This window comes from Pseudomonas sp. PVC-5-1 (genome assembly GCF_057444345.1).
Map to the genome: position 1 here is coordinate 3,643,994 of NZ_CM172024.1, position 15,601 is coordinate 3,659,594.

The 15,601-nt window shown below is 58.5% G+C and carries 20 protein-coding genes, 1 tRNA gene and 1 pseudogene; 13 read left to right on the top strand and 9 right to left on the bottom strand.

The features are described from left to right. Nucleotides 1-155: 155 nt before the first annotated feature. On the bottom strand, nt 156-1,370 hold the full coding sequence (locus AC2T3R_RS16755) for an aldose 1-epimerase family protein (RefSeq protein WP_264209573.1): 1,215 nt from the start codon (nt 1,368-1,370) through the stop codon (nt 156-158). A 217-nt stretch (nt 1,371-1,587) separates the two neighbouring features. Here AC2T3R_RS16755 and AC2T3R_RS16760 point away from each other — a divergent pair, with 217 nt between their 5' ends. The 6 genes from AC2T3R_RS16760 to AC2T3R_RS16785 all read left to right on the top strand — a co-directional run bounded on the left by AC2T3R_RS16760 (nt 1,588) and on the right by AC2T3R_RS16785 (nt 5,664). Next, nucleotides 1,588-2,481 carry a LysR substrate-binding domain-containing protein gene (locus AC2T3R_RS16760; RefSeq protein WP_054572100.1) on the top strand — a complete coding sequence of 298 codons (894 nt, stop codon included), beginning with the start codon at nt 1,588-1,590 and terminating at the stop codon, nt 2,479-2,481. Between the two features lie 98 nt (nt 2,482-2,579). Further along, entirely contained in the window at nt 2,580-3,284 is a 705-nt protein-coding gene (locus tag AC2T3R_RS16765) for an SDR family oxidoreductase (RefSeq protein WP_015270889.1), read from the top strand. A gap of 55 nt (nt 3,285-3,339) precedes the next feature. Next, nucleotides 3,340-3,894 (top strand): pyridoxamine 5'-phosphate oxidase family protein, encoded by a 555-nt coding sequence (locus tag AC2T3R_RS16770; RefSeq protein ID WP_217191291.1) that lies wholly within the window; start codon nt 3,340-3,342, stop codon nt 3,892-3,894. Between the two features lie 40 nt (nt 3,895-3,934). Continuing rightward, the gene (locus tag AC2T3R_RS16775; RefSeq protein ID WP_015270891.1) at nt 3,935-4,225 is read left to right on the top strand and encodes a DUF1330 domain-containing protein; all 291 of its coding nucleotides are present in this window, start codon (nt 3,935-3,937) and stop codon (nt 4,223-4,225) included. 721 nt (nt 4,226-4,946) lie between these two features. Further along, nucleotides 4,947-5,240 (top strand): hypothetical protein, encoded by a 294-nt coding sequence (locus tag AC2T3R_RS16780; protein ID WP_054572102.1) that lies wholly within the window; start codon nt 4,947-4,949, stop codon nt 5,238-5,240. A 202-nt stretch (nt 5,241-5,442) separates the two neighbouring features. Beyond that, on the top strand, nt 5,443-5,664 hold the full coding sequence (locus AC2T3R_RS16785; RefSeq protein ID WP_015270895.1) for a hypothetical protein: 222 nt from the start codon (nt 5,443-5,445) through the stop codon (nt 5,662-5,664). Between the two features lie 458 nt (nt 5,665-6,122). Here AC2T3R_RS16785 and AC2T3R_RS16790 read toward each other — a convergent pair whose 3' ends face one another. After that, nucleotides 6,123-6,347, bottom strand: coding sequence for a hypothetical protein (locus AC2T3R_RS16790; RefSeq protein WP_080604889.1), 225 nt, complete (start codon nt 6,345-6,347; stop codon nt 6,123-6,125). Nucleotides 6,348-6,399: 52 nt separating this feature from the next. Further along, a complete protein-coding gene (locus AC2T3R_RS16795) occupies nt 6,400-6,585 on the bottom strand; it encodes a hypothetical protein (protein ID WP_015270896.1) in 186 nt (61 codons plus the stop codon). A 348-nt stretch (nt 6,586-6,933) separates the two neighbouring features. Here AC2T3R_RS16795 and AC2T3R_RS16800 point away from each other — a divergent pair. After that, nucleotides 6,934-7,372, top strand: a pseudogene (locus AC2T3R_RS16800) (Rad52/Rad22 family DNA repair protein); the annotation flags it as partial. A gap of 35 nt (nt 7,373-7,407) precedes the next feature. Beyond that, entirely contained in the window at nt 7,408-7,695 is a 288-nt protein-coding gene (locus tag AC2T3R_RS16805; RefSeq protein ID WP_241523203.1) for a hypothetical protein, read from the top strand. Here the strand turns inward: AC2T3R_RS16805 and AC2T3R_RS16810 are convergent. From AC2T3R_RS16810 to AC2T3R_RS16820, 3 genes are all read right to left on the bottom strand, one after another. Next, nucleotides 7,656-8,339, bottom strand: a complete 684-nt coding sequence (locus AC2T3R_RS16810; RefSeq protein ID WP_486743992.1) for an SLATT domain-containing protein — start codon at nt 8,337-8,339, stop codon at nt 7,656-7,658. The two genes, AC2T3R_RS16805 and AC2T3R_RS16810, sit on opposite strands and share 40 nt — an antisense overlap. Nucleotides 8,340-8,574: 235 nt before the next feature. Next, complete coding sequence (locus AC2T3R_RS16815) at nt 8,575-8,871, bottom strand: hypothetical protein (protein ID WP_043935719.1); 297 nt, start codon at nt 8,869-8,871, stop codon at nt 8,575-8,577. A gap of 114 nt (nt 8,872-8,985) precedes the next feature. Then, nucleotides 8,986-9,198: a hypothetical protein gene (locus AC2T3R_RS16820; protein WP_139657807.1), complete on the bottom strand. Its 213-nt coding sequence runs from the start codon at nt 9,196-9,198 to the stop codon at nt 8,986-8,988. A gap of 399 nt (nt 9,199-9,597) precedes the next feature. Here AC2T3R_RS16820 and AC2T3R_RS16825 point away from each other — a divergent pair, with 399 nt between their 5' ends. Further along, nucleotides 9,598-9,864, top strand: coding sequence for a hypothetical protein (locus AC2T3R_RS16825; protein ID WP_139657808.1), 267 nt, complete (start codon nt 9,598-9,600; stop codon nt 9,862-9,864). A gap of 92 nt (nt 9,865-9,956) precedes the next feature. On the opposite strand, the gene AC2T3R_RS16830 is transcribed toward AC2T3R_RS16825, so the two are convergent. After that, nucleotides 9,957-10,030, bottom strand: a tRNA-Cys gene (locus AC2T3R_RS16830). Between the two features lie 154 nt (nt 10,031-10,184). After that, a complete protein-coding gene (gene sohB / locus AC2T3R_RS16835; RefSeq protein WP_015270902.1) occupies nt 10,185-11,204 on the bottom strand; it encodes a protease SohB in 1,020 nt (339 codons plus the stop codon). A gap of 197 nt (nt 11,205-11,401) precedes the next feature. Between sohB and AC2T3R_RS16840 the strand changes: the two genes are divergently transcribed. The 4 genes from AC2T3R_RS16840 to AC2T3R_RS16855 all read left to right on the top strand — a co-directional run bounded on the left by AC2T3R_RS16840 (nt 11,402) and on the right by AC2T3R_RS16855 (nt 14,604). Beyond that, nucleotides 11,402-12,112: a histidine phosphatase family protein gene (locus tag AC2T3R_RS16840; RefSeq protein ID WP_015270903.1), complete on the top strand. Its 711-nt coding sequence runs from the start codon at nt 11,402-11,404 to the stop codon at nt 12,110-12,112. A gap of 56 nt (nt 12,113-12,168) precedes the next feature. Further along, a complete protein-coding gene (locus AC2T3R_RS16845) occupies nt 12,169-12,486 on the top strand; it encodes an SCP2 sterol-binding domain-containing protein (RefSeq protein ID WP_102083443.1) in 318 nt (105 codons plus the stop codon). A gap of 246 nt (nt 12,487-12,732) precedes the next feature. Then, the gene (locus AC2T3R_RS16850) at nt 12,733-13,800 is read left to right on the top strand and encodes a phosphotransferase family protein (RefSeq protein WP_061304092.1); all 1,068 of its coding nucleotides are present in this window, start codon (nt 12,733-12,735) and stop codon (nt 13,798-13,800) included. Between the two features lie 36 nt (nt 13,801-13,836). Continuing rightward, nucleotides 13,837-14,604, top strand: coding sequence for an SDR family oxidoreductase (locus tag AC2T3R_RS16855; protein ID WP_015270905.1), 768 nt, complete (start codon nt 13,837-13,839; stop codon nt 14,602-14,604). Here AC2T3R_RS16855 and AC2T3R_RS16860 read toward each other — a convergent pair whose 3' ends face one another. Continuing rightward, nucleotides 14,605-15,426: a class I SAM-dependent methyltransferase gene (locus tag AC2T3R_RS16860; protein ID WP_061304094.1), complete on the bottom strand. Its 822-nt coding sequence runs from the start codon at nt 15,424-15,426 to the stop codon at nt 14,605-14,607. It abuts the gene before it with no gap. Between the last annotated feature and the right edge of the window lie 175 nt (nt 15,427-15,601).

Here is a 15,601-nt window from a genome sequence, read left to right on the forward strand (position 1 = left end):
TGTGGGAGCCGGCTTGCCGGCGATGAGGCCGGTACTGACTACAGAGCTTTGGATCAGTGTCCGCCGTGGGTCGAAAGCAGCCTTTCAGCAAAGGTATGAACCCAACAACTTGATAGATCTGACTAGTCGACAGGGCCGACATGCCCTGGTCGGCGTTACCCCTTGGTCAGATCAACCAATGGCGTCTGCCGCACCTCGGTTTCGCGCCCACCTTGTATCTCGCCAACCTGCTTCAAGGCCTTGTCCACTGCCACCTTGTCCGCCAACAAGCTGTAGCTGATGTGGAACTGCCTGTGTTCCTTCGGCCCGATTGTCGGCACCAGGTTCAGTGGCCGCTGGTAACGGCGGTTGTAGGAAAAACTCGTCCCCGGCTCGAGCCCGGTCACATAACCCTGGCCTTGTGTATCGGTATTTTTCCACAGGGAAAATACAGGCAATGTCCGAGTATTGAAGCCGACCGAAACGCCCAGATTGCCAGCCTTGTCATGCAACACGGTCAACGTATTGCCCTGGTCATCGGCATACGGCACCACGTTGTAAACCGTTTCGTCATAGTCCTTGGTCGGCGCTCGGTAGGTTTGCCAGTCGGGCAGATCTGCCCTTGCCTTGTCGTTGAATGGCGACACTTGCTTCACTGGCGCGGCAAAACGAGCGCCCTGCTCCAGAAACGGGGTGCTGAAGTTACTGTGATAAAGCGCCTGGTATTCCTTCGGATAGTCACCGTTGTTGGTCAAGGTGTCGTTGAGGGCGAACTTCACGCTGCCGGGTTCGGTGACCAGTTCGGTCACGACGGAGAAGTCGACTTTCTTGAATGCCTGCTCTTTCATTACACCACGCAAGGTAATGGCGTAAGGGGGCTTCTCATCAATGTGCAGGGTGACTTGGTTCGCAGGAGTGTTGGCAGCCCGACCGTGCAGGGTCAGCAGTTCGCCGTTGTCGACGCCAGGGTGGCCGACCCATTCGTAACCGCAGCGGGTGACCAGTTCATTGAAACCTTCCAGCCAGCCCAGGCCATTGCGCCCGTTGAGGTCGATGAAGGACGGGTTGACCACTTCCTTGACCGGCGAATCCCAGCCCATGCGCACATTGCCGACCGACGCCTGCAAGACGTTCATTCCACGGGTCGGCACGACCGAAAGTTTCATCGTACCGTTATCGATGTCGACGATGCTGACACCCTCTTGCCGACCGCCGTGCAAGGTGCGCAAGGTAACGCTGAAGGGCTTGTCGGTTTTTACGCCAAGTTGCTGGCTGGTGATCTGCCAGTTCTGGGCGGCTTTGTCGGTGTCGAGCAGAACGTAATCCCAGGCCAGGGTGTTGGAAGCCGCAGTCAGGGCGCCAAGCGCAACGAAGAGTTTGAGGAGGGGCATGGCAGGTTGCCTTTCTTGGAGTTGTTCCCTTTTATAGACTCGAAGAAACGTTTCAGCAAGCTAGCCAAGCGATGCTTTCGATTGGCACGGGTTTCTTTAGCTATTTTCGGGGAGTAGCCTCGGCACAGTGAATCTTTCGAGCCCGATCAGGTTATCAACCTTGTGAAGGCATCAGAGAAACAGAAAAACTGCACAACTCGATAGAATTTTCATTGCCATGCCAGACGGTTTCCCTGATTTGCCCTCACTGAACGCGTTGCGTGTTTTTGAAGTGGTGGCTCGCCGCTTGAACTTCCGTGTGGCTGCCGAGGAACTGGGTGTGACCCAGGCCGCAGTTGCCCAGCAGATACGCGGGCTGGAAGCGAGCCTGGATCTGCGTTTGTTTGAACGCCTACCCCGCGGTTTGGCGTTGACTGATGCAGGCCTGGGCTATAGCGGGAGCATTCGAAGTGCACTGGCCATGATCGACGAGGCAACACGCCTGCTTCGGCCACAGACTTCTCACCTGACAGTCAGCGTTACACCTACCTTCGCCTCAAAATGGCTGATTCCCAGGCTCGGCAATTTTGCGCAGAGTCATCCAGACATCGATTTGCGTGTGCTGGCAACCGATCGGCTGTCGCACTTCAGCACCGATGGTGTGGATATCGCTGTCCGTTATGGCAAGCCCGAGTTCGGAGCGGGCTTGAATAGCGAACTGCTGATGGAGCAGCTAATCGTTGCGGTGGCCAGCCCAAAGCTGTTCGAAGGCAGCGAAATACCTGCAAGCTTTGCGCAATTGCAGGATTTCGTCATGTTGCACGATGCCCATAATTTCTGGCCTCAGTTCCTTGCAGAGCTGTTCCCACAACACATGCAGCCCACAGCCAGAAACCTGCGTTTCAATCAGACCTCATTGGCCATTGAAGCGGCAATCAGCGGTCAGGGCATTGCCCTGGCCAGCCCTGCGTTCGTCGGTGATGACATTGCCGCAGGCCGGCTGATGCAGGTTTTTACCCAGCAACTCAGGATCGACAAGTCGTTTTATCTGGTCTGGCCACGCAAGATGAAACAGCCGGACTCGTTGAGCGTGGTCCAACGCTGGCTCAAGCAACAAGCTGCCGATAGTTAATCTATCGTAATAGTGAAGTTTAGCTGTCTCCCTCACCAATGGGGCTGCTGCTAAGGTGAATGCACCTGAAAAATCAGCATTGGGAGATTGGAGGCAGCATGTCAGTAGAAAAAGTTGCGATTATCACGGCAGGTGGCAGCGGCATGGGCGCCGCAGCAGCGCGACGCCTGGCCGCCGAAGGCTTCAAGGTTGGGGTTCTTTCCTCTTCGGGCAAGGGCGAGGCGTTGGCTGCCGAGCTCGGCGGTATTGGTGTAACCGGTAGCAACCAGTCGGTTGAAGACCTGCAACGCCTGGTCGATGCTGTCGTGGAGAAGTGGGGCCGTATCGATGTGCTGGTCAATAGCGCCGGCCATGGTCCGCGCGCGCCAATCCTGGAAATCAGCGACGAGGATTGGCACAAGGGCATGGATACTTACCTGCTCAATGTCATTCGCCCGACTCGCCTGGTGACGCCTTACATGCAGCGTCAGAAGAGCGGAGTGATCATCAACATCTCCACTGCCTGGGCGTTCGAACCCAGCGAGCTGTTCCCGACTTCTGCTGTATTCCGCTCGGGCCTTGCCGCGTTCACCAAGATCTTCGCCGACAATTTCGCCGGCGATAATGTGCGCATCAACAACGTCCTCCCGGGCTGGATCGACAGCTTGCCGAGCACCGAGCAACGCCGCGACAGCGTGCCGCTCAAGCGCTACGGCACCAGCGAAGAAATCGCTGCGACCATTGCGTTCCTTGCTAGCGAAGGCGCGGCCTACATCACTGGGCAGAACATCAGGGTCGATGGCGGCGTAACACGCAGCATTTGATCGTCCGTGGCCGCAGCATTGCTGCGGCCCTCGTTTCATGGAGCCTGGTTTTTTCATGCTGGACGATCTGTTTCAGAGCATATGGGCGCAACTGGCGATCCCGGTCGGCCCGGTGCGCAACCCTTATCGGCTCATGCAACTGTCCACCCTGGACGAGCAAGGATGGCCCGTCTCCAGGACAGTTGTACTGCGAGATGCCGATGCCCGTGCAGGCGCGCTGTACTTTTACGCGGACAGGCGCTCGGCAAAATGCACGCAGATTGCCGTTGATCCACGCGTTGCACTAACGGCACTGAGCCCTTGCGGCCTGACCCAGGTGCGCATGGAGGGGCTTGCCACCCTGATCGAGGACATCGAGTATCGACGACGCTGCTGGTCGGCGGCGCGTGACAAGACACAGGCATTGTTCCGTCATGGCGCTGTGCCGGGGCAGGTGATTGAAAGCCCTGAAGTCGCCTACGAACGCATCCAGGGCGGTTTCGAGCACTTCGCAATCCTATGCATCGAGCCGCGAGCGCTGGAGTGGCTGGATCTCACACGACCCGTTCAGCAACGGGCGCGCTTCCTGCGCCATGAAGGATTGTGGCAATCCTGCTGGCTGGCTCCCTGAGGCAGGCTTCTCGTACAGAACATGCAAACAGGAGTAATTGATGAAAGGTTACTGGATCATTCTGGGGACTGCTGTTACCGACACGCAGGCGCAGCAGGAATATGGCCGGTTGTGGGCGCCAATCGCCGAGCATTATGGCGCCAGGCTCAAGGCTCTCGATTCGACAGCGCTGGTCGAGTCGCATACCAGCACACGGGCGCTGGCGGTCGAGTTCGACAGTTATGCCCAGGCCCAGGCGTGCTATGCCGATCCCGCCTATTCGCAAGCAAAGGCGATGGCATTACGCGCCTATCGTCGTGAGTTGCTTATCGTTGAGGGGGATTTAGGCTGATCAAGGGTTCGCTGATACGGATGCCATGGGACGATAGCGTCCGGCATTGTTCCTCTCCTCCAGCGCAATACTGAACAGCTCTGCCAAAAGAAAAGGCACCCGCAGGTGCCCTCTCAATACCGTTTACGGAATGAATCGAGTGCCACAAGCGTGGCACATCCAAGTGCGGCGCCACTCTTCCAATTTGTCGTACTGTGCGACGTTGAATTTCCAGTGGCGAACGAATCCAATTACACCGACGGTGATAAATGTCGCGCCTATGAAGAACCTTGACCAATCAACGCCCCAGAAGGTGTTCATAAGCTTGAGGCCATCGTACAAGATGATTGCACCAACCCCCGTAAGGATGACCGGGCCAAGCAAGCGCTTACCTGGAGGTGGACCGACGCTTGCCGCCAAATTGGTCTGATGCCGACCTGAAGTTTCAACGGTCACGCTTGGTCCGAATCCGGATTGGGACTGCGCTTGGTGGGTTGCTTGTATGTGAGAAGTGCCAGCAGCATGGATGATAGACAGAAGCTGGACGTTTTGACCTTGGCATTGCGGGCAGCAGATTGCGTTATTGCTCACCACGTATTCATTCCTTTGAGGGGTGAAAGGCGAGCATTCTAAGGCAATTGCATACATCAGCGCACTACGCGACTTTATCCGAGCGCTATTCACGACTTACCACGCCCACAAACAAACCTACCATCCACCCCATCTGTGTAGGAGGACCGCCATGGGCGCACTTCGAGCAGCACAATGGCAGTACGACAACCAGTTGCCGCCTCCGGTGAGCGAGAGCGCGGCTGAGGAAGCTGAGGCGCGCTGGTTCGATGATGGCATCGCGGAGCTGTTGGCGCGCCGTAACGTAGTCTTCCAGCGCAACTTCCACCAGCGTGGCGTGACCTACGAGCGCTTCGCCCAAGCGGTGGATGAGTTCGCGATGGGCCAGCTTGAAGAGATAGCTCGGCAGCTACTCACTCCTTTTGCCAAGGAAGCGGTGCTGGCCCAGGCCGAGGACGCGGAATGAATCCCCACAGCGTGGCGGTGAGCGCCATCGAGGCAGCAATCGAGACGATGCTTCTACCGGGTCTGGCCCGGTGGAGGATGCGAAGGCGGAGACGATGGTCGTCGCCTACTTCTCCATCCTCGATCCTCGTCATCGACTCCAACGAGTTCAAACATTACTGCGAGCGCATTCGGCGTATTGCCGTTCGGCGCAAGGAGGCTGCATGACAACGCCACTGATCACCACGCTCATTGATGAGCAGGTCGCTGAACTGCCCGAGAGTCAGGCAATGCCCGGCGACCGGGTGCTGATGTTGTTCAAGGGTCCAACCTTCGCGGCCGCGATGCACCAGGCCGAACTGGCCAGTATCGAAAATCCGCAGGCCTGGAACTGCCGGGCCTGCATCTGCGGAGAGTCGACCTTGGGCTACGAGGTTCGGGTGTGAACTCCTACCAGCGGGCCCGCCACTTGGTCATTTGGCGCGAAATCAACACCCAAAGAGCCCGGCACCGGGCCAGGCTTTTACATTTAGGCCCATCTACAGCTGAACGTTATTCCAATGGGCGCTTGTGATAACTATAACGCTCTGCATGGGATACCCTCGATGGGTCCGGCGGGCCCTGCTTCTGCCCTCTTCGAAAGGGAGGGCTGTCGAAATTGTCGTCACAGTTCTCTTGGAAAGCGCTCTCACTCTGATCGACTGATCTCTGTAGCCGCCCCTCATTATCGGCTGGCTGACTGACCTGTCTGTCACTATCTACGCCATACCTATCTCTGGACATACACACCTCTCAATGCTCAGAAGTCCTGAGCTATTTGAGTATGCGCTTCCCACTCTTCCAGAAGAGATAAAGCGGACCACTGGGACAGGGCTTGGGCTGAGTTGGCATCCAGATCGTATGCTCAATCCAGCTCACTCATACGCCTGTCGCCTGTTTCTTTCATTTTGAAAAGGAGGGTGAAACTGCCGGTAAGGCTTTGCCGTAGCTCTTGGGGCATTGCGAAGGAAAAATGGATGAGCCACGAACCATCTTTCAATCGAAATGTATCACCCCGGTAAAGAGCTACATCCGCCTCGCTCACTCCAATCCGCACGGCAATATCTGAATCACTTGGCGCATCAAACACGGTTGTGCCCTCACGTTCACCATGGAGCGAGCAAGCAGTGCATCTGGGCGCGCTATCGTTTGTGAATCGGCTTGGCCGTGTGAGGGTTCGTCCAAACGACCTTCGGCTTGCTCGCTAGCACGCCGCTGACTCCAGAAGGAACGCTTTCAATCTGGCCTCCCTGCTTGATGAACAAGTCAGTCTGTTCATTCAAGCGCTCATGGGCACGCTGCGTCTCTGGGGATATGGCCTGGTGCATAAAAGCTACCTCTTAAGTGAGAAGCCGCAGAAAACGGCTACGCAGTCACTATACAGGGAATTTGAAGCACCCGTGGGAATTAGAGCAAGATACTGAAAAATGACGACATAATAAACGCAAAATCCTGCAAGTTTTGTTTAGAAATCCGTAAACCAAACCATCCGCCGCCGCTATAGCGCAGCATCTGCAAGAATTTATCGCCGCTTTTCTTCGCGTCCCGGTGAGGCGCAAATGCCCGCTATAGCGCACAACCATAGCCGACGCACAGGCCGCTTGGCCTACATCAGGGCTTGACCTGGCATTTCCCCTATTTCAACTGACGGCGCCGGCCTGGCGCGAGGTTTTCCAATGTCCACAACCAACATGCGCATCTGGGAGCAGGTGCAGACCACCGATACCCGCTGCACCAAGAACGCCGAGGTCGGCGCCCAGAAGATCACCAGCCTGAACGGCACCGCGATGGTCATGAAGGCGTCCGAAATGTTCGGCCCGGTGGTATCGGTTGGGGCTGGAAGGTGCTTGAGGAGCGATTCGACGACGGTCACGAGGTGTTTTCCGGCGAAGGCGACAAGCGAATCTGCTTGGGCTGGGAGATCGGCCACACCGACAAAATCCAGCTCTGATTCATGCAGGACGGCAGCGCGGCGAGGTCGAGCAGTACGGGTGCACCCGGCACCAGTACAAGACCAAGTACGGCATGACCACTGATGGTGAGGCGCCGAAGAAGTCGTTGACCGACGCCATCAAGAAAGCCCTGTCCATGCTGGGCTTCAGCGCCGATGCGTATGCCCATCCTACGTCGCCGGCGTCATCAAGGTGGACGTGGCAGCTTTCTGGGCCGAGCAACCTTTTGACCTTGGCATGGACTCGGACTACGGCAACTGCGACCTTTGCTGGAAGAAGAACGAGGCCAAGCTGATTAGGACCATCCAGGAAGATCCTTCCCGGGTGATCTGGTGGTCCGGCACCGAAGAACGGTTCGGCCAGGTGTTCAGACAGGACCGGCCTAATTACCGGTCGCTTGCCTGGTCAGCGGACCAACGCGCCAGGCAGACGGATTTTGATTTCGACTACTTAGCCGAAGACATCGACTGCTTCCGTGGGGACTGAAGAGTCGCTACAGACTCACCAGTTGCAGGCTGAAATCCAACCCAGACCCAATAAAGAGCAAGAACCAAAACAGCAGCAACCATGGGGTAGGTTGCGAAATTCAAGACGTAAGAGCCCCAAACCTTTGCCGACATCGTAAATTTCTGCCACCCATCCATAGGGTAGTCCTCAGGCATTTCAAGCTTTGCCCGGAGGTAATCGCCTCGAAAATCGTTGTTCGAGTGGGTCTCGTAAAGCTTCAGGACGTCGTGGTACCCCTTCCAGCTCTCGTCATATTTCTTCTGGTCGAAGGTACCTGCAGTTTTATGTGGGTGAGCCTCCAGCTTCAGCTCGTCTAGCTTAGAGGCGCAGGAATACATCTTCTCTGACCTGTTGGAAAAGTCGTTCTTCTCGATCAGCAGCGAATACACAAGCACCGCGATCGATGCAAAAACCTGAAGAAGGACTACCTCCTTCCTTTTGATATTTGCGCCTAGATCGTAGGCCTGCATTAGAGATACCAGGATCAGAACCAGAGACAGGATGACGACCGTATAGGTCGAAAGCTTCGCATGCAGGCGCAGGCGCCGAGAGGCATGAAACCTAGTTTTCGACGTGGCATCCATCTTCTTGTACAGATTCTTAAAGCTATCAGTTCCCGACATTGCGCGTCCTCCGTGCGACAGGCGCGCATCTTATAATTGAGGCTTTCCCAGCCCACAGAAAACCGATCCAGCAACACCGACCCACGCGATGTGCTCATCAGGCTCAACCCGCTAGGCCTGAGCGAGCAAGAACTGCGCAAGGACAGTAATGGCTTCGAAGACCAGCGCACCCACAGCGACTACCTGCTGTTCCTGGCTGGCTACCGCGAAACGCACCAGCAACCCCTCTCCCCTATCACGAGCAGGCTACCTGGTCGGATTTTGGGAGAGTTTCTGTGGCAATGCGGCGAGCCCGTCCGACGCCCCAGGCTAAAGCCCTGGTCATTGATTCACCGGGACGGGAATCGAACGCCTCCTCGTGAAGGGCCATGCCCGTCGAGGCATAGACTCCAATGAACATTTGCGTGTTACCTGCGCGCGACAGTCGCACCTGGACATCTATGTGCGTTCCATCGCCAAGGGTCTCGTCATGAGTGCGGTGGTGAAGCGAAGGATCAGCCCATTGCCAGAAAACTTCACCGCGTATCCTCATGTCGATCTCCTACGACTTTAGTTGTATGCGATAGGTGAACGTTCACAATAGCGAACACGAAGCGGTTATCAACCGCAGCGGGAGATACTGAAAACTGAATCGGACAAGCGGCGATCAGCCTTCGTCCGGCGGCTCAGGCAGGTGCATCGTTGCAGCAAAAGCCATCCATTCTTCAAAAATGCGTCGGTGCTGGTCGCAATCCGATCGCCAGTTGGAGGAGGACGTCACACCATACACAACCTGACTCATCGTTTGAGCCGTGTAGGTATCGAGCTTTCGAAGCAGTTCGTACGCATGAAACTGTTGATCCTTGCTAATAGAGCTCATGTGATCCACCGCTGATGAGGAGCGAAGCACTCCTCGTGACCGGTGGACACCCCGCCACAGATTAAAGTCACCAGAACTTAAACTTTTTTCGCCAACTGCCGCGATATGGCGGCCAAGGACGAAGTCATGCCTGAAGACAGCAACCGGCTTGGCCGGACCACTTCCGCTATATCGACGAGATTAGCACTGACGGGATAGGCGCCGGTTTGCGTATCCGGATAAAGCGAAGGCCCTTCATTCCTACAAAGTGAGGAAGCGGCACCAGCTCGGACATGCCCAGCTCGCCATGGAGCGTGCCAAGACTGCTCTGGAAGATCTCAATGGCGTGGACGCGATTGCAGACGAGCGACTGTGCTCGGGTGGCGACTTCATCAAAGAACTGAACTGGGATGACTATTAATGACCCGCCTCGCCCTCTGCCTCCTGCTGCTGGCCACCGGCGCCAGCGCAGGCGAATTGCGCAAAGGTGTTGACGCCTTCCAGGACGACGAGCGCGGCGCAACCTGCTGGACCTTCGGTTTCGACTGGCGCGACGGCATCAGCTGCATCCCCGACAGCCAGCTGCAGGCCGGCAACCAGCTCCAGCTTTCCCCGCACGAAACCCAACCCGAACCTACACCCGCTCTGGCGCCTGGGCGCTGGATTGATGAGAGGTATCAGCCGTGAGCCCCAGGATTGTCCCAAATGGCCGGGGTCAACAAAATCCGCAGGCATTAAAAAAGCCCCGCAACCTCAATGGTTGCGGGGCTTTCGAATGGTGGAGGCCGAGGTCGGAATCGAACCGGCGTAGACGGATTTGCAATCCGGAGCATAACCACTTTGCTACTCGGCCTCAAATGTCGGATCTAGCAGCTTGCGCTTCGCTATCTCCTTGAAACGCTGAACCTTTTTCAAAGTTTGCTGCGTTTCGATGGGCGCCATTATGTCTTCATTCCTTTAACCTTGCAACCCCCTGAACGAAAAAAAATTTCAACGGGTTCAAGGTGTTAGCGCAGGCGGCCGAGTTTACTCCACAAGCCCACCACTGTGTTCTCCACGGTGCCACTGGCAGCCATGCCGATTCGCTCCTGCAGGCTCTTGCGTTCGGCGTAGTGCAGGTGGAACAGGTTGGCGTTGCGCGCGCGTTCGCTGAGGTACTCGTCGCTGGTCTGCAACTCGTCCACCAGCTTGCGGTTGAGTGCCGCGACGCCCAGCCAGACTTCGCCGGTGGCCACTTCGTCGATGTGCAGCTGCGGGCGATAGCGGGAAACGAAGTCCTTGAACAGCTGGTGGGTGATGTCCAGGTCTTCCTGGAACTTCTCCCGGCCTTTCTCGGTGTTCTCGCCGAACACGGTCAGGGTGCGCTTGTATTCACCGGCGGTCAGCACTTCGAAATCGATGTCGTGCTTCTTCAGCAGGCGGTTGACGTTGGGCAGCTGCGCCACCACGCCAATGGAACCCAGTACGGCGAACGGTGCGCTGACGATCTTCTCGCCAATGCAGGCCATCATGTACCCGCCACTGGCGGCTACCTTGTCGATGCACACGGTCAACGGGATGCCGGCCTGGCGAATGCGCGCCAGCTGCGATGCGGCCAGGCCATAGCTGTGCACCAGGCCACCACCGCTTTCAAGGCGTAGCACCACCTCGTCGCGCGGGGTGGCGAGGGTGAGCAGCGCGGTGATTTCGTTGCGCAGGCTTTCGGTGGCAGAAGCTTTGATGTCGCCATCGAAATCCAGCACGAAGACCCGGCCCTTTTCCTCGGCCTTGCCCTTCTTCTGCCGCTTTTCCGCCTTGGCCTGCTGCTTGCGCAGGGCCTTGAGCTGGGCCTTGTCGAGTAGGCCGGATTCCAGGCGCTCGCGCAGGTCCTTGTAGAACTCGTTCAGGCGAGTGACCTGCAATTGCCCACCCGATTTGCGCCGCCCCTTGCCGCGCAGCCCGGCGATGGCCGACAGCACTATCAGGATGGCGATGACCAGGGTGGCGGTTTTGGCGAGAAAGCTTGCGTATTCAGCAAGAAACTCCACGTTGACTCCTTAAAGACTTGCGCCACTACGGCGCGTAACTGTAGCAAGCATACCGTTGCGCCTGAGGTGCTGCCAGCCGTGGCAAACGCTGGCAACACCTTTCAAACAACCTTTTCAAACGCTTGTATGTTTTTTCGTTGACAGCCCGTGTGCCGCATCCTAACCTCGCAGCAACCTCCAACAGGCCGGAACCTTTCGTGGGCAACCTCTACCTGATCCGACATGGCCAAGCCTCCTTCGGCGCCGATGACTACGATGTCCTCTCGCCCGTGGGCGTGCGCCAGAGCCAGGCCCTGGGTGAGCACCTGGCCCAGCTCGGTGTAAGGCTGGACCGCTGCGTGGCAGGCGACCTGCGCCGCCAGCAGGATACCGCGCGCCTAGCCCTGGATGCATTGCACGCCAATGGCTGCCCGGTGCCGGCTGTTGAGACCGATACAGCATTCAATGAGTTCGATGCCGATGGTGTGATCCGCGCCTTGTTGCCCGGGCTGCTGCCTCAGGAGCCCGACGCCCTGCACATCCTGCGCAATGGCGCGCAGCACCGCAGCGAGTTCCAGCGCCTGTTCGCACTGATGGTGCAGCGCTGGCACGATGGCGAACATGCCGACGATGACCTGGAGACCTGGCAGGCGTTCACCGCCCGCGTGCAAGGCGGCCTGCAGCGCGTACTGGATGCTGCCGGTAGCGGCGACAATATCGCCATCTTCACCTCGGGCGGTACCATTGCCGCCCTGCTCCACCTGGTTACCCGTATTACCCCCGGACAGGCGTTCGCGCTGAACTGGCAGATCATCAACACGTCGCTCAGCCAGCTGAAGTTCCGCGGCCGCGACGTGGCACTGGCTTCCTTCAACAGCCAGGCCCATGTGCAGCTGTTGAGGGCGCCGGAGCTTGTCACCTATCGATGAGCCCGGCTTGTTGTGTCCCTGCGGGGACGTGTAAATCACTCTATAAGGAATGCGCCATGACCTCCGTAGCTGATGCCGTCAAAAAGATGCAAGAGAAGTTCAACCCATCCGCTGCCGCCGGCCTGGACCTGGTGTTCGGCTTCAACATCACCGACGAAGACAAGCGCTACGCGCTGATCGTCAAGGACGGCACCTGCGACCTGCAGGAAGGCGAAAACCCGGATGCCAACTGCACCCTGGTGATGGATAGCGAAACCCTGAAGGGTATCGTCAGCGGCGAAACCGACGGCATGCAGGCATTCATGGGCGGCAAGCTGCGCGTTGAAGGCGACATGATGCTGTCGATGAAGCTCAGCGAGCTGTTCCCGTCCTGAGGGCTGGAAATAGCGGATGATCGAAAAACCGAAGCCTGACCGGCTTCGGTTTTTTTTTGCCCGTGCCCAACAGCCCGCACAAGGCCGCCTGGCTTGTGGGCACTTCCACAAAAACAAGTGAGCGCTATCAAGGCAGTTGATCAAACAGCAACACCCTCACCTATATGGCATCTGGCACGCTTGTCCCATCCCCGGCGGACCATTAGATTAGCCAATAGTCCTTGCGATCGAGAATAAGGAAAACGCATGACGCTCACCGACCAGTCCACCCAGGTACGCCCCGGCGAAGAACTCGACGCGGCTGTCATCGACCCTTACCTCAAAGCCAACATCCCCGGCCTGGATGGCCTGCCGAGCATCAGCCAGTTCCCTGGCGGCGCCTCCAACCTTACCTACCTGGTCAGCTACCCGGGCCGCGACTTCGTGCTGCGCCGTCCACCGTTCGGGCAGAAGGCCAAGTCGGCCCACGACATGGGCCGCGAGTTTCGCATCCTCAACCAGCTCAACAGCGGCTTCCCCTACTGCCCCAAGGCCTATGTGCACTGCACCGACAGCAGCCTGATCGGCGGAGAGTTCTATGTGATGGAGCGGGTCAAGGGCGTTATCCTGCGCTCGGACATCCCGGCCGAGCTGGACCTTGACGCCAACCGCACCGAGGCCCTGTGCAAGAGCTTCATCGACCGCCTGGTGGAACTGCACCAGGTGGACTACAACGCCTGCGGCCTGGCCGACCTGGGCAAACCGGAAGGCTATGTGCAGCGCCAGATCGAGGGCTGGACCAGCCGCTATGAAAAGGCCCTGACCCCTGACGCCCCGCGCTGGGAACAGGTGACCGCCTGGCTGCATGAGAAAATGCCCGCCGACCACCCGCGGCCCGGCATCGTGCACAACGACTACCGTTTCGACAACGTGATCCTCGATGCCGACAACCCCATGCGCATCATCGGTGTGCTGGACTGGGAAATGGCCACCCTGGGCGACCCGCTGATGGACCTGGGCAACAGCCTGGCCTACTGGATCGAGGCCGACGACCCGGCGCCAGTGCAGCTGATGCGTCGCCAGCCGAGCAACGCACCGGGCATGCTCACCCGCCGCCAGTTCGTCGATTACTACGCCGAGCGCGCCGGCATCCGCCTGGACAACTTCGATTACTACTATTGCTATGGCCTGTTCCGCCTGGCCGGCATCGTCCAGCAGATCTACTACCGCTATTACCACGGCCAGACCCAGGACAAGCGCTTTGCCCAGTTCATCCACATGAACCGCTTGCTGGAGCAGATGACCTTGCAGGTCATCGCCAAGTCCAGCCTCTGAGCCCCGACCTCGACGACGGATAACAAGGAAAACAGCATGTCCAAGACCCACCTGTTCGACCTCGACGGCAAGATTGCCTTCGTTTCCGGCGCCAGCCGTGGTATCGGCGAGGCCATCGCCCACCTGTTGGCCCAGCAAGGTGCCCATGTGATCGTGTCCAGCCGCAAGCTCGACGGTTGCCAGCAGGTGGCTGACGCCATCATCGCCGCCGGTGGCAAGGCAACGGCGGTAGCCTGCCACATCGGTGAACTGGAGCAGATCCAGCAGGTGTTTGCCGGCATCCGCGAACAATTCGGGCGGCTGGACATCCTGGTCAACAATGCCGCTACCAACCCGCAGTTCTGCAACGTGCTGGATACCGACCCGGGTGCTTTCCAGAAGACCGTGGACGTGAACATCCGGGGCTACTTCTTCATGTCGGTCGAGGCCGGCAAGCTGATGCGCGAGCATGGTGGCGGCAGCATCATCAACGTGGCGTCTATCAACGGGGTTTCACCCGGCCTGTTCCAGGGCATCTACTCGGTGACCAAGGCGGCAGTCATCAACATGACCAAGGTCTTCGCCAAGGAGTGCGCGCAGTTCGGGATCCGCTGCAACGCCCTGCTGCCAGGCCTGACCGACACCAAGTTCGCCTCGGCACTGGTGAAGAACGACGCCATCCTCAACGCCGCGCTGCAGCAGATCCCGCTCAAGCGCGTGGCCGACCCCAAGGAAATGGCCGGCGCCGTGTTATACCTGGCCAGCGATGCTTCCAGCTACACCACCGGTACCGCACTCAATGTCGACGGTGGCTACCTGTCCTGATCAGGCTTTTACTGCAACCAGGGTGTAGCTCAGGGGCAGGCGTGCGGGCTGCTCGCGCAGGCGATATTCACCGTCGTCGCCCTTGACCATCTGCCCCGGCAGCGCCTCCCAGGGGATGCTCTGGTGCTCGACCAGGACGGTCAGTTGCAGGCCGTGGGCCAGCAAGGCGCTGATCACCTCGCCCAGGCCGTGGTTCCACTCGTGGGTTTCGGTGTGGGAAAGGCGCTGCTCGGTTTCGACGTAGGTTTGGTCGTTGTGCCACACCGTCGGCTCTTCGTGTTCGAAATACGGGTATTCGAGTTGCAGGCGGTCCTGGTGGTCTTCGTTGACTGCCATCAGCATCGGGTGCCCGTCGCGCAGGAACAACCGACCACCCGGCTTCAGCAGGGCCGCGACAGTACGCGCCCACGGCTCGATGCGAGGCAGCCAGCAGAGCGCGCCGATGCCGGTGTAGACCAGGTCGAACGTGCCGGCCGGCAACACCTTGTCGGCGGCGTAGACGTCGGACTCGACATACGCGATGGGTGCCGCACAGCGCTGGGCCAACGCACGCGCCTCGGCCAGCGAAGCCGCGGAATAGTCCAGGCCACAGACCTTGGCACCAAGGCGCGCCAGCGAGAGGGTATCGGTACCGATGTGGCACTGCAGGTGGACGGCGTTGAGCCCGTCGATATTGCCAAGCAATGGCAGGTCGAAGCGTACGGTCTCGGAAAGGTGTTCGGGATGCTGGACGAGCCGTTCGACTTCGTAGTCGTTGGAAGCAGCGTGCAGCGGGGCACGTTCATCCCAGCTGGCGCGGTTGAGTTGCAGTGAGCGGTCCATGGTGTCTTCCTTGATTCGTGGGGGCTCATGCTAGCCCCCACCAATCTCCCTGCGACAGGACTGCCTTGCTAAAAATTGTAAAGCTGGCGCGGTCACTGTGGGAGCGGGCGCGCCCGCTCCCACCCGACCCCACAGAGCCCCTGCCAAGTCAACCAGCCATGTGAAGTCGCCAGCC

Bases quoted from the DNA above. Each gene is read 5' to 3' on its own strand.
- AC2T3R_RS16770 (WP_217191291.1), top strand. From the start codon at position 3,340: ATGCTGGACGATCTGTTTCAGAGCATATGGGCGCAACTGGCGATCCCG.
- AC2T3R_RS16765 (WP_015270889.1), top strand. From the start codon at position 2,580: ATGTCAGTAGAAAAAGTTGCGATTATCACGGCAGGTGGCAGCGGCATG.
- AC2T3R_RS16850 (WP_061304092.1), top strand. From the start codon at position 12,733: ATGACGCTCACCGACCAGTCCACCCAGGTACGCCCCGGCGAAGAACTC.
- AC2T3R_RS16810 (WP_486743992.1), bottom strand. From the start codon at position 8,339: ATGTCGGGAACTGATAGCTTTAAGAATCTGTACAAGAAGATGGATGCC.
- AC2T3R_RS16825 (WP_139657808.1), top strand. From the start codon at position 9,598: ATGACCCGCCTCGCCCTCTGCCTCCTGCTGCTGGCCACCGGCGCCAGC.
- AC2T3R_RS16785 (WP_015270895.1), top strand. From the start codon at position 5,443: ATGACAACGCCACTGATCACCACGCTCATTGATGAGCAGGTCGCTGAA.
- AC2T3R_RS16775 (WP_015270891.1), top strand. From the start codon at position 3,935: ATGAAAGGTTACTGGATCATTCTGGGGACTGCTGTTACCGACACGCAG.
- AC2T3R_RS16795 (WP_015270896.1), bottom strand. From the start codon at position 6,585: ATGCACCAGGCCATATCCCCAGAGACGCAGCGTGCCCATGAGCGCTTG.
- AC2T3R_RS16845 (WP_102083443.1), top strand. From the start codon at position 12,169: ATGACCTCCGTAGCTGATGCCGTCAAAAAGATGCAAGAGAAGTTCAAC.
- AC2T3R_RS16860 (WP_061304094.1), bottom strand. From the start codon at position 15,426: ATGGACCGCTCACTGCAACTCAACCGCGCCAGCTGGGATGAACGTGCC.
- AC2T3R_RS16755 (WP_264209573.1), bottom strand. From the start codon at position 1,370: ATGCCCCTCCTCAAACTCTTCGTTGCGCTTGGCGCCCTGACTGCGGCT.
- AC2T3R_RS16760 (WP_054572100.1), top strand. From the start codon at position 1,588: ATGCCAGACGGTTTCCCTGATTTGCCCTCACTGAACGCGTTGCGTGTT.
- AC2T3R_RS16820 (WP_139657807.1), bottom strand. From the start codon at position 9,198: ATGAGCTCTATTAGCAAGGATCAACAGTTTCATGCGTACGAACTGCTT.
- AC2T3R_RS16815 (WP_043935719.1), bottom strand. From the start codon at position 8,871: ATGAGGATACGCGGTGAAGTTTTCTGGCAATGGGCTGATCCTTCGCTT.
- AC2T3R_RS16780 (WP_054572102.1), top strand. From the start codon at position 4,947: ATGGGCGCACTTCGAGCAGCACAATGGCAGTACGACAACCAGTTGCCG.
- AC2T3R_RS16855 (WP_015270905.1), top strand. From the start codon at position 13,837: ATGTCCAAGACCCACCTGTTCGACCTCGACGGCAAGATTGCCTTCGTT.